Origin of the sequence: uncultured Endozoicomonas sp. (genome assembly GCF_947495845.1) — a bacterium.
Taxonomy (GTDB): domain Bacteria; phylum Pseudomonadota; class Gammaproteobacteria; order Pseudomonadales; family Endozoicomonadaceae; genus Endozoicomonas.
Genome location: NZ_CANMAO010000002.1, coordinates 172,943 through 197,251, shown reverse-complemented (window position 1 = coordinate 197,251; position 24,309 = coordinate 172,943). Strand labels below are relative to the sequence as shown.

Here is a 24,309-nt window from a genome sequence, read left to right as displayed (position 1 = left end):
TAGATCGCTTCCGTTTTATATAATGTTGATGTTACTGACGTGGAGTGTTTCAGTGTCGGCTGAAACTCTGGAGTCATTGATCATCGATTTGCTGGAAAATCATCCGGAAGCCCAAATAAGTTATCATCGCTGGCAGGCTCAACAACAGCATCATCGTGCTAAAAAAGCCGATTTTCTTCCGAGTCTGAATCTGACCATTGGTGGTGGCAGGCAGGAAAAACATTATCCCGAAGGCAGCACCTCCGAAACGGACGGTGACACTCTGGCCAGAAGAGAAGCCTCCCTATCTTTTCGACAAAACCTATTTTCCGGTTTTGAATCCACCCACGCCGTGCGCGGTGCAGAACAGCTGCTTATGGCTGAACAGTGGCGACTTCAGAAAACCTATGACGAATTGGCACTCAATATAATCGATGTGGTTTTAGAAGTGCTTGAGCTTCGTGGCCAGATGAGGCTGGTGGAGCAGAACCTGAGTAAACATAAAGAAGTGCATAAGAAAATCCAGATACAGCTGGCACAGGGAGTGGCAAGACGGTCGGATTTAACCGAAATAGAAGGCCGTTTAGCAGGTATTCAAGTGGAGTTTTTGAATACGCAGAATCGCTTGTTGGATGCCGAGAATGAATACCTGAATTTGACCGGTAAAATCCCGGAAGCGTTGCCGGAGCCTGCCTATCAGAATTACCCGATGCCTGAAGACCTGAACAGGGCTTTAGCACATGCCTACAACGACAACCCATCTATCCGGGCGGCAGATCACGAAATTCAGTCCTCTCAGTCAACGTATAAAGTTGCACAAAGTAAGAATCTGCCGACGGTTGATCTGGAAGTTGATTGGACCGAAGACCACAATGCCAATGGTACTAAAGGTTCGGGTAAAAATGTGCAGGCGATGATCAATGTCCGCTACAACCTGTTCATTGGCGGTAGAGATCAGGCTCGAATCAAGGAAGCGGCTTATCGGGTTGAAGAAACTCGTTCAAAGCGAAACCGGACAATCCTCAGTGTAAAAGCTGAATTACGACGGGCATGGGTGGTTTATCAGCTGTCTGATGAGAAAAAGAAGTGGCTGCAGCGACAGAAGGAAAATAATCAGCAGACCATTAATGATTATTACCAGCAATTTGATTTGGGTAAACGTACCCATCTGGATTTACTGGATGTAGAGAATACGCATTTTAGAACAGCCCAGAGCTTGAATTCACAGTTTTATGAAGCGGTAAAAGCCAGGTACCAGATTCTGGGTACCACCGGCAAGCTTTTGCCCACTCTGGGTATTCAACATGATTTTCAACAAAAGCTGGTTGTCAAACGTGATGGCACAGACCCCGTCAAATCATCGGTGGTCAGTCAGAAAGAAACGATCAAGCCAGAAGTCAGTGTCAGGCAAGTGATTGCACAAAGCGCAACGTTTTCAAGCCGGCATCACGATAAAATAAGCCCTGTAATGAAAAAGGCAGAAGAAGCGCTCATTGTTCATCAAACCGTAGAAGTAACCGTTAAGCCAGACAAAACAGCACCCACTCAGGAGAGCAAGGCTCAAGTTGCTCAATTGGCTGTTGAGCCAGTTGATGTGTCAGAAGAGAAAGGCGCAAGTGATCATCTGACAAGCCACTTAATTTATGAAAGGGCATTTTATGAAAGGGCATTAACCGATAGTCGATTACCGGGTGGTGTGACGTTTGAGCGAGAACGCATTGATGCTGTTTTGAGAGCTCAAGCTATACAACCCAATGGTTGGAGTGATCTTTACCAGCGAAAAATCTCGTCCAGTCGTCAGGTTTCACTGCGTGATATGACTCTGAATCGAAGTGCTTTCCTCTCATTCCAAGGTGGACAGCAGCAGGCGGTTTCGCAGAAAAATAAGCCTGAGCCAAAAAGGAATGAGTGGATCAAGTCCAGACATTCAACATTAGCACCGTGGCGAGAAAAGACTGAAACCGAGCCCATTGATAAACAGGAACTTGCCATAAGAGTCACGGGTAGGTTGTTAGTTTTTAGCTGATTTTGTTAGTTTCGCCCCGGCTATTGACACGTATTTTCATTAGTTATTACCGTAGGTTATTATTTCATCAAGTGTTCGGAAAATACTGATCTAAATCCCTGAATTAATTGCAAAAACACTAAGGTTTTCTTTTCTTATTACGGTAATATCCGCACCCATCCATTGCTCAGATCACAATCTGAACAGCACCTTTCCGTAATCCACCTCTGACGGAGAAACTTCCTGTGAGAAAGACCAAGATCGTCTGTACCATCGGCCCTAAGTCTGAATCCCATGAAATGCTGACCACGCTGGTCAACAACGGCATGAATGTGATGCGACTGAATTTCTCCCATGGTAATTTCGACGAGCATGGTGCTCGCATTACCCGCATTCGTGAAGTGATGGCTGATACCGGAAAGCGTGTTGCCATTCTACTGGATACCAAGGGTCCAGAAATCCGTACGGTTAAATTGCAGGGCGGCAATGATGTGATGTTGACTGCTGGTCAGGATTTTACTCTGACCACGGATACATCTGTAGTAGGCGACAATACCCGTGTAGCGGTGACATACAGTGGCCTGACTGACGACCTGAAGCCGGGTAACACTGTTCTGTTGGACGACGGTCTGATCGAACTGACCGTTAAAGACGTCAAAGCACAGGAAATCGTCTGTGAAGTTAAAAACAACGGTGAACTGGGTGAAAACAAAGGCGTTAACTTGCCGGGCGTAAAAGTCAATCTGCCAGCACTGTCAGAAAAAGACAAAGCGGATCTGGTGTTTGGTTGCGAGCAGGCCGTTGATTTCATTGCAGCGTCGTTTATTCGTAAGGCAAGTGACGTATTGGAAATTCGCGAATTATTGGCTGCCAATGGCGGTTCCGATATTCAGATCATCTCCAAAATCGAAAATCAGGAAGGCGTTGATAACTTCGACGAGATTCTGGAAATCTCTGATGCGATCATGGTTGCCCGTGGTGACCTGGGTGTTGAAATCCCGGTTGATCAGGTGATTTTTGCCCAGAAGATGATGATCAACAAGTGTAACAAAGCGCGTAAGCCGGTTATCACTGCCACCCAGATGCTGGATTCCATGATCAAGAATCCACGCCCGACCCGCGCAGAAGCCGGTGACGTGGCGAACGCCATTCTGGACGGTACCGATGCAGTTATGTTGTCCGGCGAAAGTGCCAAGGGTAAGTACCCAGCTGAATCCGTTCATGTGATGGCCACTATTTGTGACAGCACCGATGGCAGCATGGCTTCCCGTATTGATGCCTTTGATGCTGAAATCGATAATTCCCGCAGTATCACTCAGGCGGTTTGCCGTGGTGCGGTGAATACTGCCGAGATCCTGGATTCCAGCCTGATCATTGTGGCGACGCAACAGGGTAAGTCTGCTCGCTCTCTGCGCAAGTTCTTCCCAAAAGCACAGATTCTGGCGCTGACTTCCTCTGAAAAGACAGCAAACCAGCTGAGCCTGAGCAAAGGCGTGACGACTTGCGTGATTCCACAGCAGGAAACCAGCGACGCGTTTTACAAGATGGGTAAAGAGCTGGCGGTTAAGCATGGTTTTGCCAAGTCTGGTGACGTGGTTGTGATGGTGTCCGGTGCTCTGGTTGAGTCTGGTACCACCAACACTGCTTCTGTCCATGTCATCGATTAATCATTACTGATTATTGTCGTATTTCAAAAGCAGGCCTTCGTGCCTGTTTTTCTGCATCTATTCCCTTAACTGCCGATAGCATAGAGTTCAAATGTGTCGGGAGTGTGTCCCATGAAGGGGATGATATTTACAGAGTTTCTGGAGATGGTGGAAACGCAATTTTCTCCAGAAGTGGTTGAAGAGATTCTCGAGCTTAGCGAACTGCCGTCCGGTGGTAGTTATACATCCCTGGGTACTTATGCCCATGCAGAAATTCTATCGCTGGTCAGCAATCTGTCTCGAGTAACAAAGGTAGACCCTGAGGTGCTACAGACGGCTTTTGGTGAATACCTTTTCAAACGACTGGCGGACTCTCACCCCCAATTTATCAAGGATATTCGCTCCTCTTTTGATTTGCTTGAGCGGGTGGAAGATTACATTCACGTTGAAGTCCGTAAGCTCTATCCCGAGTCTTCTCCGCCGGAGATTCAATGTACGTCCATTGATGAATATCAGATGCGGCTGCATTATAAATCCCACCGTCCTTTTTCTGCGCTGGCGCTGGGGTTGATTCAAGGGGTTGGGCGCTATTTTGATGAACGATTATCCATTCGTGTAGAGCCGCTGTCGGATGCGGGTACTGAAACCATGTTCCACTTAACCCGGAGTTGAGCAAGGATTACATCATGGACGGTGAACTCTGGAAAAAGCGATACGAGCGGGAAAAGCAGGCAAGGCTGCAGGCTGAGCAGATTGCCGAACAAAAAACTCGGGAAATCTACCAGCGAAATAGAGAGCTAACCCAGTTAACTGAAAGTCTCGAGCATCAGGTGGTAGAGCGTACTGCGGAGCTGGAGGCGAATAATCAGCGACTGGCAGACTCCAGAAATACCCTTCGGCAAAAACAAACCGCATTGAAAGAGGCGAATCTGCGGCTGCAGGAAAAGGCGGCGGAGCTGGAAAAAGTCAGCGAGCATAAATCACAGTTTCTGGCCAATGTTTCCCATGAGTTAAGAACGCCACTCAATAGCCTGATGATTCTGGCCAGCATGTTGACAGGCAATCACGAAGGTAACCTGAGTGATGATCAGCTTCAATCCCTGCAAATTATTTATAACAGTGCCAATGAGTTACTGGAGATAATTGAAGATATTCTGGATATGTCAAAAGCCGAGGCAGGGGAGTTAAGTATCTATCAAGACGATGTGCTGTTGGGGGATATATGGCGAGGCTTGTACGATCAGTTTATGCCGATCAGTAAAGAAAGAAAGATTGAGTTCCAGGTGGTTTGCGCACCGAAGTTGCCGGATCTAATACACACGGACAAGAAACGACTCAAACAGATTTTAAAAAACCTTTTGTCCAATGCCTTCAAATTCACCCCTGAAAACGGCTCTGTCTGTCTAAGAATCCATAAAAAAACCTGGAGACTGGATGACCAATATACGTCAGAAGGTCTGGTCTTTGATGTGAGTGATGATGGCGTAGGCATTGCTGCAGATAAACACGAGACCATCTTTAATCTGTTTAAACAGGCTGATGGTTCCACCAGTCGGCGTTATGGTGGTACGGGGCTTGGTTTATCCATCTCCAGAAAACTGACTCACTTACTCGGTGGTCAGCTAAATCTGGACAGCGAAGCCGGTAAAGGGGCTACATTCTCATTAACTCTCCCTCCGCTCACACTGGTTCCACAGAGTGCTGCAAGTGCTCAATCTGACAGTAACTTTGTTGCAGCGGGTAATGTAGATACAACACCTGACTTTTGCGGACAGGAGGTTCTTCTGGTGGATGATGACTTAAGGAACAGCTTTGCCTTTTCCAGACTGTTGGAGAGCAAAGGACTTAAAGTACATCTGGCTGAAAATGCCCATCAGGCTATCGATTTCCTGAATCAAAGCCCACCGCTTGATTTGATTTTATTGGATCTTATGATGCCAGAAGTTGATGGTTATGAGCTGTTAACCCAGCTGAAGAGTCAGGATAACTTTCGTGAAATCCCAGCCGTGATGTTGACCGCGAGTCCGCTAAGAGAAGATGAAATCCGCTGTCGTGATGCAGGGGCTGATGATTATCTACAAAAGCCAATCGAAGTCAGCGTGCTGATCAATCATATTAATAATGTTTTTTTGAGCAGCAGGCATCGCTGAGTACGATCGTTTTACGATAACCTTTAGATAATGTCGATTTTATTCAGGTTTGAATAAACGAACGGTGAAACGGGTGTGGTCATTGGTTTAAACAATTGCATGAATCGATCTTTGAGCGACCATAATACACCTGTGAACGTACAGCCGCTCACAACAACTGCGCTGCTTGCAGCAATCATAGGATTTCCGGTCTTGCCAAAATAGGTGAGAGTATCTGCAGCTATGGTGCCTATCGTTCCGGCAACGGCGGCTTCTTTATAGCTTTTATGGAACTGTTGCAGATAAGCTGTCGGTAGCTTTGACTGCAGGGATCGGTAGTGCTGATGCATCGTTAAACAGGCATTATAAAAATGCTGTCCTGCTTTTATTGAACCTGCCTTTTTTTCCAAATTTTCTCCACATTCATCCAAACCAGAAATTGCCATCAACAGGATAAACCCAACGGCAGCGACTGGGTGTCCCGTATAGCCAAGAATATCGCCAAGAATGGTGCCAATTCCCGAATGGATAAACACTCTCTTAATGATTGTTTTTATGTGCCCAAGGGTTTCTGATAACGTTTCATCTTTCAAACAGTCAGGGCGAACCAGCAGTGCGATCGCCATTATTGCCGCAGGAATAACAATAATTGCAGGGCCGGCTACCACCTGAGCCATTGACGCGGTGATAATCCCGGCATCATGAAGATGACGTATGATGTCAGCAGCAATGGCAAACCCCATGGCTGTGGGTGGACAAAAATAATACAGTTTTGATAAATAACCCCGGAAGTTATCGGGGATACAGTCGCTGATAGTATGTAAGCACTGGTGAAGTAGCCTCGAGGCTTTTAAAAACCCTGTCTGTTGATTAGGGCAGCTCTGCCCAATTCGGTTCATTCCATCCAGAAAGCCGATTGTCGTCTTAAGCAAGATGCAGTAGCCTGCGGCCTTAGGGTAACCTAAGTCGTTTATAACATCGGCAGAAGTCACACCCATCAGGGAGTTCCATAGCATTCGTTTGCCGATAATTTTCCGAATGTCTGTTGAGCTTAACGAGCCTGTGTGGTCTTCTTCGTCTGCATTTAATTCATCCAGTAAGTCTGCAACAGAATCCGATTTGGATAGGCTCGGTGGATCATTGTCACGCTGTGCTGAAGTCACTGTATCTCTATTTTCTGCTTTTTCAGGAATGGATATCGTGGTTACTTCTGCATTAGCTTCCTTGCAAGGCATGATTTCCGAGCCATCGTGTTCTGTTATTTTCTCCCTTTCAGCTTGATTGGGGTTGGTTTTTCCTTTTAAAGCGTGAGCGTCAGAGGCTCTTTCTGAAAAGGATAGGAGAGTGTGACTAATGATTTCATCACTGATTGTTTGGGCAAATCTATTGATGATTTGAGTATCAGGAATAACGTCATTACGAGACTTTTGCTGAACATGATTAATTAGCGAAATTTCAATGATTGAGCACTTAACAGAACCATTTTGAATGGTGGGCTAGTGTGAAAAAGTAAGTGGAGGAGAGTGACAATGGGCAGATGGTTTGCCAGTCTGCACTTATTTACCCCAATTTACGGAGAGAATGTCAGAGTACTTTTCTGAATCGACATTGCCACCACTGGCGATTGCAACAACGGTGCTTCTCTTAAATAGCTGGGGAGCTTCAAGAAGGGCTGCAACTCCGATGGCGCCACTGGGTTCAACCACCAGTTTTAGTTCGCAGAACAACAACCTCACGGCTTCACGAATGTACGGTTGTGTAACCGAAAAGCCTTTTACCCCTGTCTGTAAGGTAATATTGAAATTTTCTTTGCCCGGTTCCAATGCCATCAGCGCATCACATTCGCAGTTGTCGGCGCCTTTAGCCCGAGTTCGGGTCTTATGCTGGAGAGAAAGCCCCATACCTTGGAAGCCATCCGCTTCTATCGCCCAAATATTTGAAGCTTCTGGCGCTACCAGACTTGCGCCGGCAACCAGGCTGCCGCCACCGGTGGGGCAAAGTAGATGTTGGCAGTGTTTTTTCATCGCCGTTAATTGCCTGAATAATTCTATCGAGACAGAAGATTGGCCAATAATAATTTGCCGATCATCAAAAGGGTGAAGAAGTACTTTCTTATGCTGCGTGGCCATTTTCTGAGCCATAAGGCTTGCAGCTTCTTCCCGGGATGGTTCTGTGCTGTGACACAATATGACCTCGGCTCCGTAAGATTGTGCATTTTGTACTTTTGCGATTGGGGCATCATGGGGCATGATAAGCGTGACATTGACCTTTAATAGTTGCCCGGCAGCGGCTAGCCCGGCGGCAAAATTCCCTGAAGAGTAGGCAATAACGCCCTGTTTTTTCTCAAAAGAACTCAGGTTTAGTAATCTGAAGATAGCCCCGCGAAATTTGAAAGCACCGGTCTTTTGTAACGATTCCGCTTTGATGAAAACGTCGCCACCAATTAATTCGCTAAGACGTTCAGATTTAATGAGTGGTGTTTCTCGAATATAAGGTGCTATTTGCTCATAGGCTTGGAGCAACAGTTTATGTTGGGGAAGTGGCGAGGGGGCTGACAGGTTGATCATTTATTATGGTGACTGCATAAAAGAGTTAAGCAAAATCCTCTATGAAAGATAGTCAACTTTTAAGAAAGCGCTATTCTCAGTCTCTTCCAATATGAAATAAGCCTAGGTCATCACCTCGGTATAACGAAAAATGACCTGTATTTATTGGACTCCATAAAAAAGCCCGCTTAAAGCGGGCTTTTTATCAGCAGTTCTATTTGATTAGAACTGTTCTTCTTCAGTAGAGCCGGTCAGAGCAGTTACTGAAGACTGGCCACCTTGAATCACGGTAGTCATGTCGTCGAAGTAACCGGTACCCACTTCCTGCTGGTGAGCAACAAATGTGTAACCCTTCTCAGCAGCGCCGAACTCAGGCTCCTGAACCATTTCTACGTAGTGCTTCATGCCTTCGCCCTGAGCATAGTTATGCGCCAGTTCGAACATGTTGTACCACATGTTGTGGATGCCAGCCAAAGTGATGAACTGGTACTTGTAGCCCATGTCGCTCAGTTCCTGCTGGAACTTGGCAATGGTGGCGTCGTCCAGATTCTTCTTCCAGTTGAAAGAAGGAGAGCAGTTGTAAGCCAACAGCTGATCTGGGTATTCGGCTTTGATCGCGTCAGCGAACTTGCGCGCTTCGTCCAGGCAAGGTGTTGCGGTTTCACACCACAGCAGATCAGCGTAAGGTGCGTAAGCCAGACCACGGGCGATGGCTTGATCGATGCCAGCGTTGGTGCGGTAGAAACCTTCTGGAGTTCTTTCGCCGGTCAGGAAAGGTGCATCGTAAGCGTCGCAATCGGAAGTGATCAGGTCTGCAGCGTTAGCGTCGGTACGAGCCAGAACGATGGTTGGAACGTCAGCCACGTCAGCCGCCAGACGAGCAGCGGTCAGCTTTTGTACGGCTTCCTGAGTAGGAACCAGTACTTTACCGCCCATGTGACCACACTTCTTCACAGAAGCCAGCTGGTCTTCAAAGTGAACGCCGGCTGCGCCTGCTTCGATCATGCTTTTCATCAGTTCGTAAGCGTTCAGAACGCCGCCGAAACCGGCTTCAGCATCCGCAACGATAGGTGCAAACATTTCAACGTAGTTTTCGTCACCTGGCTGCTTGCCTGTTTTCCACTGAACCTGGTCAGCACGACGGAAGCTGTTGTTGATGCGCTTAACAACGGCAGGAACAGAGTCTACCGGGTACAGAGATTGGTCTGGGTACATGGTGCTGGCGGAGTTGTTATCCGCAGCCACCTGCCAGCCGGACAGGTAGATGGCTTCGATGCCAGCTTTAACCTGCTGAACAGCTTGACCACCGGTCAGCGCGCCCAAGCAGTTGACATAACCTTTTTTGGATTGATTACCGTAAACGAGATCCCACAGCTTTTCAGCGCCCTGGCGAGCCAGTGTGTTTTCAATTTTTACAGAGCCGCGCAGACGAACAACGTCTTCTGCCGTGTAGGTTCTTTTTACGTTTTTCCAGCGTGGATTTTCTGCCCAGTCTTTCTCGATGCGGGCAATTTCTTCAGCGCGGTTGTATTGAGCCATCTTATTTTTCTCCTCCGAAAACCGAGGTGTAATTATACGACCTACAAATTCAAACATGTGTTTGATTTCAGGACTGAATGCTAAACACAAAGCCTTAATTCTGGTAATTTATAAGAGTTATCTCGGGTATTTAGAAAATGAATATTGCACGCGTCGATCTGAATTTGATGGTTTATCTGGATGTACTGTTAAGGGAGCGCAATGTGACCCGGGCAGCTGAGCAGTTAGGCATAACGCAACCCGCCATGAGCAATGGGCTTAGACGACTAAGGGAGCTTTTTGGTGATCCATTATTGATTCGTACCAGCGATGGTATGACACCCACGGAACGAGCGCTGGAGTTGCAGCCTCTTATCCGTGAAGCGTTATTGGCCATGGAGAAAACCATCCAGCCCAAAGAAGATTTTGTGCCGGAAAGCAGTCAGCGGGTATTCCGGATTATGGCTTCGGACTATGCAGAGTCCACGCTGATTCCCATGGTGTTGCAAAAAGTACGTGCCAATGCACCGAATGTCACGCTTGATATATTGACGCCCAGTGACGTCAGTTTTCACGATGTTGAACAGGGGTGGGTGGATATGGCGATCAACCGCTTCGATAGTCTGCCGCAGTCGTTTCATCAGATGAGGATTTGGCAGGATGATTTTTCTTGTGTCATCAGTCGTGATAACCCGATTTTTCACAAGTTCACTCTTGATGCGTACCTGGCTTCTCAGCATATCTGGGCCAGTAAAACGGGCATGGGAGTTGGTGTCGGTGTTAACCCTGAAGATGTGCAAAGGCTTGGTTGGGTGGATGAAGCGCTGGCTGCTGTTGGTAAAAAGCGGAAAATCAGCGTATTCACCCGACACTATCAAGTGGCCATGTTGCTGAGTGCGCAGAATGATTTGATCGCCACACTGCCAAGCAAACTTGCAGAGATGGAGCGGTTTAACACTAAAATTGCCGTGGTGCCGCCGCCCTTTGAAATTCCGTCTTTCGACTTATCCATGGCGTGGAGCCCACTATTGCACCATGATTCTGCCCATCAATGGCTGCGTCAGATCATCAAATCCATCAAGTGATAGCGATCAGAAATTACACAGAATAACATCGATTAACATTTGCGATAAAAAAATCTGTTAATCGATGTTAACCTGTGTTCTACTTTCTCCACGGTGCTGAGAAGTAACCGATGAGATGTCTAGCTGGCTCTCAACGCTTTTTGAGCAAACTTTTGAGCAAACAACGAAGTACAAAAATCAGTTGGATTAAAGGAGAAGAATATGGACTGGCTGAGCGATCTTGATACCGAACACGCGCTTTTTGATGTGGCTGAAGAGTGCAAGGAATTTATGGCAGAGTCCTACTACTTGCTGATTTCTGAGCAGCAAAGTGAATCTCTCCTGGAAGACTGACAACCACACAAATCGTGCACCAACATTTTAAAAAGCCCACTCGTGTGAAGTGGGCTTTTTTATATGCAGTGATTCTAACGACAAATAGCTATCTCAATTTTAAAAAAAGATTTTTTATAGTGTTAACTTCTTTGATGATTTTCTATTCCTACTACTGTTAGCTGTTGCGTAACTTGACTGAATCAGGTTTGCGAGTAGCCCATAGCAGGCAGAGAGAAATCATTATGCCCACAACATCTGCAGCTGGATTGAGCCCTGAACTTTCCTTATCCCCCCCCCTTCCACAGGAGCCTTCCAGTAAGGAAAAGAGACAGGGAACGTCACGGAGAAACGTTAAATTAAGCAAGCACTGTCATTCGATTTATGGACTACGAACCCGAAAATGCACACGTACATCAGCTCACAAGATTGAAAAACGCTATGACTCTGCGACCAGTAAAATCAGCAAAACATTAACGCTTGTTAATAATGGCGAGTTATCGGGCAATAACAAGTCGTTGAAAAAGTGCCGTGTTGCCATTAGAAAAATTGATGCGGCACTGTTTGATAGAAAAACAAAGCTGATGGAGGGAGATCGGCATAAGCCTTGCCGGAATCACAAAGGCCGTGCGTATAACAAAAGCGATAAATCCCAAAAATGTACAATGGTTGCACTCAGCAGGCAGTTAAGGCGCTGCAATGGTGTTGTGTCAGAGAATACACGAACACGATCGGTAAGATCGGCTAACCCTTCTACGGATGAAAAAAAGAATGAACTTGCTATGGTTCACCAGCTGCAACAGCAATCCACACAAGCCCAGCGGAAAATAACCCGACAGTTGCCTGACGTCAGCACCGATACATCGAGCATCAGCGGGAAAAAAACAACCAGCCCATTTTGTAAAGATCTTAAGAATTTTCAGATACCTCAGCGTTTTCAGACTGAAAATGCTCAACCTTCTACAGCCTCTGTATCTGATAAGCTTCGATCTTTACAGAACTATCTGAAGGTCGTTAACGGAGTCACCGCTGCTGGTAGAAAAAATTGTTTTTTAGCGAGCCTGACTCAGGCAGGCGCAGACCGCGCAGAAATGGTGAGTGAGCTTGTCAAGGTAGGGCAAGCTCTGGAACAGCGAATAACTGCCCATGATCGTATGCTCTCCGGTAAAACCTATTCAAGGCCTTGTAAAACCAGCAGCGGAGAACGTGAAACGCTTGCTCAATCGCAAGCTCATTTGATCGCATTGATCAATGCCTATGAAGTAGGCTGCTCGCAGTTGGGGGTTTCTCCTGACATGGCTTTATCAACTCGTCATGATGATTTACCAACCGATGAAGGAGAAGCGCTGATTAAGGTTTTGTTAGAGCTAAAATCTGCAGATAAACGCCTGGATACAGTGAACTCAGAATTTTCAACCTCTGCAGGACAGGGTGAGCATCAACCGCAAACAGTTTCCCCCGAAACAAGCATCACCAACACCACGATACCGTTAGCGACGGTTTATGCCACTCATGCCAACGAAACGGTTTCATTACCGACAATTTTGAGTGCAACGACCAACACCACATCAACTACTACACCACTGCCGTTGAGTTTTGAGGGAAATGTGCGAAGTTTAGTCACAGAAACACGAGATGATCAATGGAGTGCAGAATTTAGAAAGCAGTTGACGTTATATTCTTCGACGCTTACCGACGTTGAACAAACGCATGCAAATGAAATACTGAAGCAATTGGATATTTCCGATGCTTATCTGAATATTTTTACCCTTCGGGAGTGGTTGAATATATTCAAAGATTTTTTAGTCCAAAAAGAAGGAGAGGATTCGGCTGCTGTCACAGCCTATCAACAGCTGATAATTACTATTGATGATGAAATCAGCACTCTTTTTCCTAATAGTGAGCCTCAGGTTCCTGGCAGAAAAAAACGCAGTATAGAATCAGATATAGAAGGGTTAGAAAAAATCTTTAGTAGTGCCGTCAATCGGTTGAGCCAAGCTCCCCATTCAAGGGCGATGATGACGTTTTGTCGTGGCTTTTCCGACTCTAGAAAAATAATGAAGAATAAACTTCAGAATGTAGAGTCGACTCCCGACGAACAATGGACCCCGGATGAAATCCTATTAAAGAACGCTATTGATAATAAAAAAGTTGATTCAGTAGCACTTAGTAAGATGTTACAAGAAGCAAATAATGCATTTGTAGAAAGAGACTATTACACGGCTGGGGAAAAAACTTGCAAAATAAATTGGATCGCTCAGGCTGAACGGTTAGAAAACCCAACGAATGCTCTGAATAAATATTTGAAAGCATCAAAGGTTGATTTTTCAAATATTATACATGTCGTGAATAGAAGCGGTGTGTCCATTCCTGTGGAAATTAATTCAGCTCGAATTGATGCGGTCAATCATCTATTAACGTTGGGGAATCCTTTCTTTGTACCATTAAGGCTGGCAGGACGTGTGGGAAATTGCTTTGCATCATCGCTTATCCAGGCGCTGTCACAGAATTTCACCTATTACCATAACGTTTTTCATAATCTTATGAGCTCAGAGTTTGAGACAATGCCATTCGTTGAAGCGGCCAACATATTGCATGCCGCTTATAATATCTATATTGCAAAGGCTCGATTAAGCAGTAAGCAATCATTACCGCCTAAGGTTCTGGAAGCTGCACAGCATGATCTTACCATGAATCAAGGATTAATGGTCGCTTCAGGTCATAAACTCAACAGTCTATTTTATAAGGAGATCATAAAGAATGCAATAAAAATAGAACGTATGGTCGCCAGTCTTGAACAGACCGTAATACCCTCATCCAATATTGGCGCTTACTTGATTGATGCCTACAAGGCAGCCAAGCAATCGGCCCTCAACGCAGGAGAGAAGGCTTTTCATGAAATTAAGTTGTTAGTGAAACTTGATTACGGGGATGCAAATCATGTAACAGTAGGTACAGTCAGGGAGTTTTCAGATGGGCGTGCTTCTATGTATTTTGAAGACACGAGCACTCATCTGGTTTCATTAACAGCGCCTTCACTTGATGCACTCTCAGATGCCAGTTCAGAATTCACAGCAGAAGTATTGCACAATCTGAACCTCCTGAGGCTGCCAGCACCGTCAGAGTTTACACTTTCACCGGTTTCAACTGAATTATTATCGGCTTTGACCGCCCTGCGATTATTGCCGACAAGCCCTTTAACTTTGGGCGAGATTACAACGGTTCCTTATGAACAACTGAAGGTACTGAAACAAACCCGTACTGTCGAGCTTTATACCAAACTGCTAAAACAACTGAATGGGTTATCTGTTAAAGACAGCTTCCGGTCTCCTAGGGGCGTTATACCTGACATTGAGTCGGGGTATGTGACGCCCAGTGACCCACTGTTATTTCGCGCTCAAGAGATGCTGGCAGCAGTCAATGATTTTGAATCCAGTGGGGTTGTTATCGCACCTCAAATAACCGCGCTAATGCCTTCTATTCTCAATGATTTCACCCGCACTTTGAGCGTTATCAATAAGCTGACAGCAAAGCAGTTTGTGGAAAACTTTGATGTTCAGTTTCTGGAGAAAGTGACTGAGCTTTCCCAATCTTTAATAGATCTGGCCAGTAACCAACAATGGGCATCTCTTTTCCCGAAGGAAATTCAGTCATTAAAAAAGGAGGCAAAAAAATTCAAACAGATGCTTGATGCAAACTCTGCAAAAGTTTCCGCATCTGCCAAACCCTCAACAGACGAGAAAACCACGCTCAGTGATGATGAGCGACTTGAGATGTTGAATAACCTCAACGGTGTGCTTAAAGATAAGAAATCATTGCCCTCATGGCTATCCTGTTTTAAAAAACAAGCATCGCCTGATAATGATCAAACCCCTTTGCAGAAAGAAAAGGCTTTAATAACTGAACTACAAGACTTTAGCCAGTTATTTTTTGCCCTGACCGGTCATCGACCTGCTGAAGTGAGTACTCAGGAGGAGGTTACGTTATCCAATGAGACAAAATTGATTGCTCGATACGGACTGAAAAAAGTATTGGATTTGAATCCGGAGTCCTCATTACTGAATCCAGAACTCAATCCAATTTTTGCCGGCGTTATGAATGACCCGGTTATTAAGCCTCTGCTTATTTCGATGAATCAGTATTTTTCCAGTGCGCCGGCCGCAGCGGAAACAGGTGCCGTTCAAACCACGGGACAGCGGAAAAAAAATCCTGCTAGGACAACTCAGACTGATGGTCCCTCGGCAGGGAAAGTCGCCGGCATTGTATTGGGTTCATTGGGAGGAGCCGGGATTCTTGGTGCTGCAGTGAGAGGTATCTACAAATCGGTAAGTAGTCGTATATCCAGTGCGGGTGATTCAGGCGCGGGCAGAGGCGTTCTGGTTGATGAAGAAGTGACGGATGAAGAGGTGAATGCCGTCCTTGAAGAATTGGGAATTGATCCTGTGAATCCGAAGCCAGTTTCCCAGCCTGAGGCCAATCCGCAGTCTGAAGATATTGAAATGCCTGATTTACCAGATGCACCGAACCACCCACTTCTCCCAAACACAGAGGCAGAAGAGGTTGAGGACTCTAAAGCTGGTGCTCAGAAGGTGAAAGTTCGGTGTAAGAAAAGCATTGATGGAGGTTGCTCCAGAACACCTGAAGACGAAGAAGATACTAATATTGAAACAGAAAACGCGGCTGATGAGGCTGATATTGTTGAACCAGAAGTTATTTTCGAGGACCTTCCGGGCATGGAAACCGTTGCTTCCTCTGCTGGTTTCAGGGCAGCACGGTCTGAGCTGAAGATGCTGAAAAATCTCCGTTGGACCGGAACGTCGAGAGTGTTTCCTGCCACATCACCCATAGCAAGGCTGTTGCCAAGCACCAGAATAAACTGGATAAACCCCGGGTTCAGTTCTGCAAGCCTGATCAAGGCTTTGCAGTTATTTCCTAAAGCAGCTTTGAGGGTGCTGGGGGCATGCTCGAATGCTGCTTTGCCAATTACCTATGGCGTCACCATCGGCCTCCAGTTTGCTCAGGACATTGGTAAGTGGATGGAGCAAGAGACTTATGAACAGGGGCTGACTACGGTGGATGACATAATGAGTTATCTTTCCCTCTTCTTTCCTGCTGCCATGGCCTGGCAAAAAATTGCTCCCGAGCTCGCCCTGGAACGACTCCATGAAATAAAAGATCGATTTGTACCCTGGATGGCAGTGCTGAAGTCTCCTCTAACCGGGTCGCAAGCGTTTGAGGCGTTGCACGATATTGCTTCGGATCCGACGCTGGGAGTTGGGCACGCACGTTTTGAATTTCCAGATGGCACAGTGCTGTATCGAGCCTCATATAAAAAAGCAGATATGCCCATATCAACCGAGTCAAAACAGGGAGCATTTGACCAGCTGTTGCAGGGTGAAACGACACCGGGGCGAGTGGATTTTTATATCATCACCAGGAAAGTAGAAGGACAATCACAAGTTGTATTGGCTTCCGGGACTTATTTTGGGATTACCTCTTCAGTATTAGATACGCTGAACACCAAACATAAAGAGATGGCACTGGTTTTTCGGGCGATTAATAGGATCAATCAGAAATATGTATTTGAAACACTGGATCTTGAGGAAGAGCAAAGGAAAATCAACAGTAAAAGCTACCCATGGCAGGGGTTAAGCCCTCAGGATAAACTTCTTAAAAGACTGCAGGAGATTAGGAAACTTAACGAATTGAAGGCAGCTAAGGAGGCCGAAAGCCGTGCCAAGGTTGAGCCTATTTATTCAGCACTGGAGGAGCCCATCACCTCATTTGTCTTTGAGGCAAAACGCCAGGAAGCAGCGACACATGAATTCTTTAAAACAACAGCCTTGTATGCGGCACATAATGGCACTTTGAATTGGCAGGAAGCACGAAATCAGTTCAGTGCTTTCATGTTAAAAGAAGGTGATGAAGGGTATCGTGATGCGGTGACATCAACCTATGAGTATCTTGACCCTGAATATCGAAAACGGGTTAAGCCTGCCTATATAGGGTTGGAGCGTGAAAATCTGCCAGTAGAAGGTACTGAAAAAGCTCAGGCTCAGCAGCAGAATCTTCGTGTTTACACAATAAATACAGGGAAGGCATTAGTCGATATTCTTCACTTTTATCCGGATGTTGATTTTAAAAGCAGCGAGTCATCCCCGGCAGTCAACCTTTATGAATCTACTGATGACGAAGCTACCGGTGGAGAGGATAGCGCAGCTCCATCAAAACATGCTTTTGAATCTTCCGTTGTCACCGTTCCGGACATTCTCGGTGTTTGTCGGCATGCCCGTTATAACGCAGCTGAAAAAAATATAGGACGCTATCACAGAACCTATGATGATGTTGTGCCAACGTTGCCATTTGAGCAAATTCAAACTACCCGCGCGGCTGAAAATCACAACTTTTTAGACAGCCAGACGTTTACGTATTATGACGTATCGGCTTCGAATGAACATGTGCTGATTCTTCGGCAGGTATCTGTTGGCGCACTTCTGTCATCACTCAATGGTGACATTGATCCCCCTTATACTCCAAGGGCCTGGCGACACTATTCTTCTGAGATGAAAAAACACGTTTATCGGCTCGCACTTCAACAGATTTCTGGAGAAAGTCGACTCATTCCGATTATGGATTCTGGCAACAGAACGCCGATGACGCCAACAGAACGCCCGGTTATTGGGCCAGATGGCCAGATAGTGAAACAAGGCGCTTTTCTCAGTACACCCGAGCATCAGTTTCAGGACATAGATACCTGTGATGATGACCCCTGTGTTGTCGACATTGATGCTACGATTCCATGGCATAAGTCGGAGACTACTCTCAGTTTGCAGAAGGTCGTTAATGATAAGACAGGGGAAACTGAAACATACTCATCTAACTCACCTGAATTACAGATAATTCCAAACAGGCGGAAAATCATTTTTTCAGACGCTTATCTGAAGCAGATGGGTCGCTACAGCGCTAATACGCATTACATGCTTTACTTTTATCCAGTGGATGAAGACGGCGAAGTAATTAGTGCTGGAGCGACATATTTGGCTCGCTTGAATCATCATTTTTTCCAGCGAAAGCAAGTGCTGCACCTTCGGGAACCGGTCGATCCAAGTCAGGGTGTATTCGAAATCGTGAAACGATTATTTACTGCTGATGGGCATGATCAGGGGGGGGTAATATCCACAATACCTACAGAACACATTAGCCAACCACCGGGCAGTGTTCGAGTCCATGGTCAACTGTCACCGGGGCGTTATGTTATTCAGGCAAACCGTGGGGATGCAAAGCAAACTTTTGTTGTCACACCAACCAGTTCCTCTGCAACTGAATATGTTCAGGAATGTTTGACTTCTAATCAGCCGGTCTCACTGGACACTGTCAAAGAGCGACTTGTCAGCACTATTTCTGCCGCCAACCGTTATGGTGAGTACTGGAAAGTGATCCTGGAGCAGTTACTGGATCTTCCTGGTCGTAAAAATGATGAAGTCAGCATTGAGACAGACGACTTGCCCCAGGGCGACATTGAGAAATATCAGATACTAGTGACCCAATACCAGCGACACCATGGGCAATATCAGCCTTGCAGAGAAGTTGGGTTGGCTGAAGAAAGTCAGCACGGCGTGGATAAACTGGTTCGTTTAATCATGCTCTGTGAACAATCTTCAAGACCCTTAAAAAAGGAAGATTTGATCCACCTGCTTAAAACTTCTCTTGCTCTTCCACAGCCTGTCTTTGAGGCGTTTGTAACAAGCCAACTGTCCATTCAAACCGTTGTGGGTGGAGTGTCAAACACGACATTAACACCAGAAAGGCAAACCATGCCTGGTAGACGATTATTAAGTGTGGGGGATGAATTTGACAGGAACTCTGCAATGCGGCTTGGTTCCCCCTTTAGCCATATGGCGTATCTAGGCGCTAAAGCTGCTGAAATACCTCGTCAAATGATATTGGGTGGAACCGTGCTGATCGAAATGGGCGGGCAGCTGTGGAATCAATATGCTGGCAGTACCCAGCATCAGGCAAACCAGCCAAACAGCTCTGATATCAGCAAAGTTACAATAGCAACCAATGTTCTTGGCAGCTGCAACAAAGATATGACGGATTGCAAGCCAGGGCAGGTCGCAGTTACCTTTCGAAGCACTGATGAAAAAGACTGCCAATTAATCAGCGGGAATCAGAAAGCACCCTGTGAGGTTATCAGCAGACCAGCTCATCACGAGCTGATTCAGGAGAAACCAAATAAAAGTGGGCTTAAACAAAAAATAGTGTTGAACCCGGTTAACGAATTAGGCGGCAGAGCCCTGAATCGTTGGAATCAAGATACTGCAGTAATGGGACAGGGTGATTTACACCCATTAACCATGCCCGGTACAAAAGCTCAGTCGTGGAATCAGGTATTGGCATTGTATCAAAAAAATCATGGCAAACTGCCTGATGGTTTTGGAATAAACCTTGGAAAAGATGGGAAATACTATTCCACTGATGATGCCAATTCTATGGTATGCAACCATAGTAGCAAGCAATGCACTATTTCATCACCTCTTGAAAACACTTCCTGGAGTGAACATCTTGCTGGAAAATTAAGTAATTGGTTTTATCAAAATAATCAGGGGCAGCAGGATAGTCAGCCTTGGGCATCAGCAAAAACCCATAAAGCGATCAATGGTGTTATGAATGCTTCGCTTTTTGATGAAAAGGCTCGCATCGCTAATGGTTTTAACACGCTTGGAAGTGCTGTCCATGGACAGATGGAACTGGCCAACATCTTCCTGCATTGGAAAAATAATCGAACTATGGTTCCCAGCTATAAAGCAGATGCAGGGCGAATGATTCATTCATCCAGTGATAAATCAATCATAAATGAGAGCCACCAAGTTAATATTGATTTTCTGCAAAGTGCCTATGAGCTCATTCCTGATTTATTGCAGGATGTAGTCGATTTCTTGAAGCGCCATACGGACGATACCACAGTATCCAGATTATGGAATGATGCAGATAAGCTGAACATTATTCTTTTGACACACTCCGACTTATCCAGTCATTTTAACGAATTACTGGATGCACTTCCTCAATCATTTATCGAAAGCTATCTTCAGGATGTTTACCATTCTCCAATTGGACCAGAGCATGAAAGATATGCAAATGTCTTCGATCTGACGGACGATTCAGGTGTATGCCTCAAGGGAAGTCATTTACATGCTGCCGGTGCAATTCATAAACAGCACTTTTTTTCAGCGATTGAAGGTGAAATGCAGCCAGAGAATGAATTGGGGATTCATTTCATAAGAAGCATGCTGAATGTTCTGGCGGTCAATGCGCTCAAATTGATTAGTAAGCAGCACGATGAGGAGTTGATATCCCGTTGCCTGCTGATTAAGCAGGAAAAAAGCGCGTGGCAATCCATCAAGGATTTGCGGCCATTCAAACCATCTCCAATCACTTTGGAAAGGAGCCGAAAGCATTGCTATCAGGAGTTATTAAGTGAGCTGCGTCAGCACGGACGGTACTCCTCAAATAATGAGAATAGTTACTCTGAAAATGTCAAAAAAGCAGAACTGACTTCCACAGCGACAATAAAAAATGACAAAGCCCCCAAAGAGAACCACTACATTCGATTTATTATCGATATGAATAGCAGTCTTGAAAATTGCCAGATATCAACGTTGGATAAGCGAATGATTGCATTGTTTATATGGGAATCAATGCAGGAATTACCAACGGAAAACGTTTCTGGGCGTGTTGCTTATAACCATGAAATCAAGAGGCAAATGAGTATATATCAACAGGTGTATCAACAGGTGTATCAACGTGTTATCGATACGCAACCTGATAGGATGAAGTATCCTAAACTGGATCAGGGTTTAGAGCAGGAAATTGCCAGTGATGTTGCTTCTCTCAGCTTTTTTGGCTTACAAAACAGGCAGGGTAAAGCAGCAGGGCGAAAGCTTAAGGTGGACGCTGGTTCTATTTACGTCGAAAATGCGGCGGAAATACCTGAGATTGGTTCACTTTCGATATATGAAGCAAATACTACTGACGCTAACTCTTCTGAAAAACAAGCTAGTTGGCACTATAGCAACCCTGAAGCTTTCGCCCTGGTTAAAGCAGCTGATATTGAAAAGGAAGTTGATCTTCAGTGGAAAAGACAATTGACAGAGTACGATGAGCAAACAGGGCTTACGCACGAGGATAATCATTCGCATTTGAGTGTTTAGTACAACCCAGTATGGGTTCTCTTTACAACTTGCAGCGATAACAAGTGTCATCGACTGACACTTAATGATGCATTTTGAGGTAACTTCTCAGAAAGTGCTGGGCGATGCCAAAAATCGTGTAAAACAATAGTACATGATTATTGATTACCAAGGGCTACAGCAACATGGTACTAACGTTTCCCAGCAGTTATTGAGAAGCTACATTTTGAGCTGTGTTATTTTTTCCCGAATCAAAATCAATGTGTGATGTCATGAAATCGCCCGCTTATTAACCCAAATACAAATTCATCGCCGTCTAAATGAGAATGCGAATACTCATGCGTAAGCATTGGATGAGCAAATGACATCATAGTTTCGAAAGCACGGGCTACTTCAACTTAACGCGCTCTTATTCATATTGAAAATACCCGTCATAACCCCTGCTGATTGGCATTATTCACCCATTTCTATACTATCGTGCCAAATATACCCTGCATTTGGACTAGCTATAAGCTTGGCTATCCGCTGAGGGTTTCATGTTCCTAATTCAACAATAACGACAATCAGGAAGTGAGGCACAGATGACTGAACGTATCCAGAAGGGTGGCCTGCAGATTGCCAAAACCCTACATGATTTACTGGTCAATGATATTGCGCCAGGAACTGGTATTGAGCCCGATCGCTTCTGGCAGTCCCTGGAATCGCTGGTCATCGAATTGGCCCCGGAAAACAAGGCATTGTTGGCCCGCCGTGATCAATTGCAAGAGCAGATCGACGGCTGGCATCGTAAAAACACATTCAATGCTGAAACCAAAGCGACGTATAAATCCTTTTTGCAAGACATTGGTTACCTACTACCAGACGGCGGTGATTTCACCATTGCGACGGAAAACGTGGACAGTGAAATCGCTCTTCAAGCGGGCCCTCAGCTGGTTGTGCCAGTGATGAATGCCCGTTTTGCTCTAAACGCTGCTAATGCGCGCTGGGGCAGTTTGTACGACGCTTTATACGGTACCGATGCCATCTCCGAAGATGGCGGTGCTGAGAAAGGAAAAGGGTATAACCCAATCCGTGGTCAGAAGGTCATAGAGTTTGGTCGTGAATTGTTGGATGATGCGGCGCCTCTGGTTTCCGGTAGTCATGCGGATGCCGTTCGTTATCAGGTGCTTGAAAACAACCTGGCGATTTCTTTGCAAGACGGTTCTGTAACTTCTTTGCAAGACACAGAAAAGTTCGTTGGTTTTTCCGGTGCAGCCAGCAAGCCTGATGCCCTTCTCCTTAAAAACAATGGTTTACACATTGAAATTCAGGTCGATGCTGAAGGCGTTATCGGTAAGAGTGATGCCGCTAACGTTCAGGATTTGCTGATTGAAGCGGCCATCACCACTATTATGGACTGCGAAGATTCGGTTGCTGCGGTAGATGCAGAAGATAAAACTCTGGTTTATCGCAACTGGCTCGGTTTGATGAAAGGTAACTTGCAAGACACGTTTGTCAAAGGCGGTGAATCGTTAACCCGTCAGCTTAATGAAGATAGGGTTTATACGGCAGCGGACGGTGGTGAACTGATATTACCGGGCAGAAGTCTGATGTTTGTTCGCAATGTCGGACACCTGATGACTAACGATGCCATTCTGGACGCTAAGGGCAATGAGATTCCCGAAGGCATTATGGATGGTATGTTTACGTCACTGATCGCCATGCACGATTTGCAGAAAAGCGGTGGGCGTCGCAACTCCCGTGAAGGCAGTGTTTATATCGTAAAACCAAAGATGCACGGCCCGGAAGAAGTGGCGTTTACCTGCAAGCTGTTCGATCGCATCGAAATTGCTTTGGATTTGCCGGCTAACACCTTGAAAGTTGGTATTATGGATGAGGAGCGCAGAACCTCCATTAACCTGAAAGAATGTATCCGCATTGCCAAAGATCGCATTGTCTTTATCAATACCGGCTTCCTTGATCGTACTGGCGATGAGATTCATACCAGCATGGAAGCAGGCGCGGTGATTCCAAAAGGTGAGATGAAGCAATCCACCTGGATTCAGGCGTATGAAGATCAAAACGTCGATGTCGGTTTAAGAGCAGGGCTGCCGGGTAAAGCGCAAATTGGTAAAGGCATGTGGGCCATGCCTGATGAAATGGCCAAGATGATGGAGCAAAAGATTGCTCATCCTCTGTCCGGTGCTAATACTGCCTGGGTACCGTCGCCTAATGGTGCAACGTTACATGCCGTGCATTATCACCGTGTGAATGTTCAAACGGTTCAGGAAGAATTGTTCAGCCGTAAGAAAGCCAGTGTTGATGATATTCTGGAGATTCCGGTACTGGCGGATACCAGTCACCTGACGCCAGAGCTGATCCAGAAAGAGTTGGATAACAATGCCCAGGGTATTCTGGGTTATGTGGTTCGCTGGATTGATCAGGGTGTTGGCTGCTCTAAGGTGCCGGACATCAGCAACGTGGGTTTGATGGAAGATCGGGCAACGCTGCGTATATCCAGTCAGCACATTGCTAACTGGCTTCGTCATAAGGTTTGTACAGAAGAGCAGGTGTTGGAAACTATGCAGCGCATGGCTGTGGTGGTTGATCAACAGAATGCCGGTGATAGTGCTTATCAGCCGATGGCGCCAGACTTTGATCAGAGTGTTGCTTTTACGGCGGCTCTGGAATTGGTGCTGCAAGGTTGTGAGCAGCCTAACGGTTACACCGAACCGGTTCTCCATAAGCGCAGAAAAGAGTTTAAGGCGCAGCAATCCTCCAAGTAAAAATCGGTCACATGTCGTAAAAGAGTGCTGTTTTCAGCACTCTTTCCTTCCTTTACTTATTATAATCAGACGACCGCTGTTTTTTAGGTGAGCACTGTTTTTAGTCGACCACAGTCACAACCTGAACTACGCTT

The 24,309-nt window shown here is 45.8% G+C and carries 11 protein-coding genes; 8 read left to right on the top strand and 3 right to left on the bottom strand.

Going from position 1 to position 24,309, the window contains the following annotated elements:
* Positions 1–52 precede the first annotated feature (52 nt).
* The 4 genes from Q1B11_RS02645 (at position 53) to Q1B11_RS02630 (ending at position 5,780) form a co-directional block, all read left to right on the top strand.
* A complete protein-coding gene (locus Q1B11_RS02645) occupies positions 53–2,005 on the top strand; it encodes a TolC family outer membrane protein (RefSeq protein ID WP_299726979.1) in 1,953 nt (650 codons plus the stop codon).
* Between the two features lie 224 nt (positions 2,006–2,229).
* Positions 2,230–3,651 carry a pyruvate kinase PykF gene (pykF, locus tag Q1B11_RS02640; RefSeq protein ID WP_299726976.1) on the top strand — a complete coding sequence of 474 codons (1,422 nt, stop codon included), beginning with the start codon at positions 2,230–2,232 and terminating at the stop codon, positions 3,649–3,651.
* Positions 3,652–3,762: 111 nt separating this feature from the next.
* On the top strand, positions 3,763–4,302 hold the full coding sequence (locus Q1B11_RS02635; RefSeq protein WP_299726973.1) for a heme NO-binding domain-containing protein: 540 nt from the start codon (positions 3,763–3,765) through the stop codon (positions 4,300–4,302).
* 14 nt (positions 4,303–4,316) lie between these two features.
* On the top strand, positions 4,317–5,780 hold the full coding sequence (locus Q1B11_RS02630) for an ATP-binding protein (protein ID WP_299726970.1): 1,464 nt from the start codon (positions 4,317–4,319) through the stop codon (positions 5,778–5,780).
* A gap of 23 nt (positions 5,781–5,803) precedes the next feature.
* On the opposite strand, the gene Q1B11_RS02625 is transcribed toward Q1B11_RS02630, so the two are convergent.
* The 3 genes from Q1B11_RS02625 to aceA all read right to left on the bottom strand — a co-directional run bounded on the left by Q1B11_RS02625 (position 5,804) and on the right by aceA (position 9,844).
* Positions 5,804–6,994 carry a hypothetical protein gene (locus Q1B11_RS02625; protein WP_299726967.1) on the bottom strand — a complete coding sequence of 397 codons (1,191 nt, stop codon included), beginning with the start codon at positions 6,992–6,994 and terminating at the stop codon, positions 5,804–5,806.
* Positions 6,995–7,315: 321 nt separating this feature from the next.
* A complete protein-coding gene (locus tag Q1B11_RS02620; protein ID WP_299726964.1) occupies positions 7,316–8,326 on the bottom strand; it encodes a pyridoxal-phosphate dependent enzyme in 1,011 nt (336 codons plus the stop codon).
* Positions 8,327–8,527: 201 nt separating this feature from the next.
* Positions 8,528–9,844, bottom strand: a complete 1,317-nt coding sequence (gene aceA, locus Q1B11_RS02615) for an isocitrate lyase (RefSeq protein WP_067522509.1) — start codon at positions 9,842–9,844, stop codon at positions 8,528–8,530.
* A gap of 137 nt (positions 9,845–9,981) precedes the next feature.
* Between aceA and Q1B11_RS02610 the strand changes: the two genes are divergently transcribed.
* The 4 genes from Q1B11_RS02610 (at position 9,982) to Q1B11_RS02595 (ending at position 24,175) form a co-directional block, all read left to right on the top strand.
* On the top strand, positions 9,982–10,908 hold the full coding sequence (locus tag Q1B11_RS02610) for a LysR family transcriptional regulator (RefSeq protein WP_299726954.1): 927 nt from the start codon (positions 9,982–9,984) through the stop codon (positions 10,906–10,908).
* A 201-nt stretch (positions 10,909–11,109) separates the two neighbouring features.
* Positions 11,110–11,241 carry a hypothetical protein gene (locus tag Q1B11_RS02605; RefSeq protein WP_299726951.1) on the top strand — a complete coding sequence of 44 codons (132 nt, stop codon included), beginning with the start codon at positions 11,110–11,112 and terminating at the stop codon, positions 11,239–11,241.
* 224 nt (positions 11,242–11,465) lie between these two features.
* The gene (locus Q1B11_RS02600; RefSeq protein ID WP_299726948.1) at positions 11,466–21,431 is read left to right on the top strand and encodes a hypothetical protein; all 9,966 of its coding nucleotides are present in this window, start codon (positions 11,466–11,468) and stop codon (positions 21,429–21,431) included.
* A 560-nt stretch (positions 21,432–21,991) separates the two neighbouring features.
* On the top strand, positions 21,992–24,175 hold the full coding sequence (locus Q1B11_RS02595; protein WP_299726946.1) for a malate synthase G: 2,184 nt from the start codon (positions 21,992–21,994) through the stop codon (positions 24,173–24,175).
* Positions 24,176–24,309 lie beyond the last annotated feature (134 nt).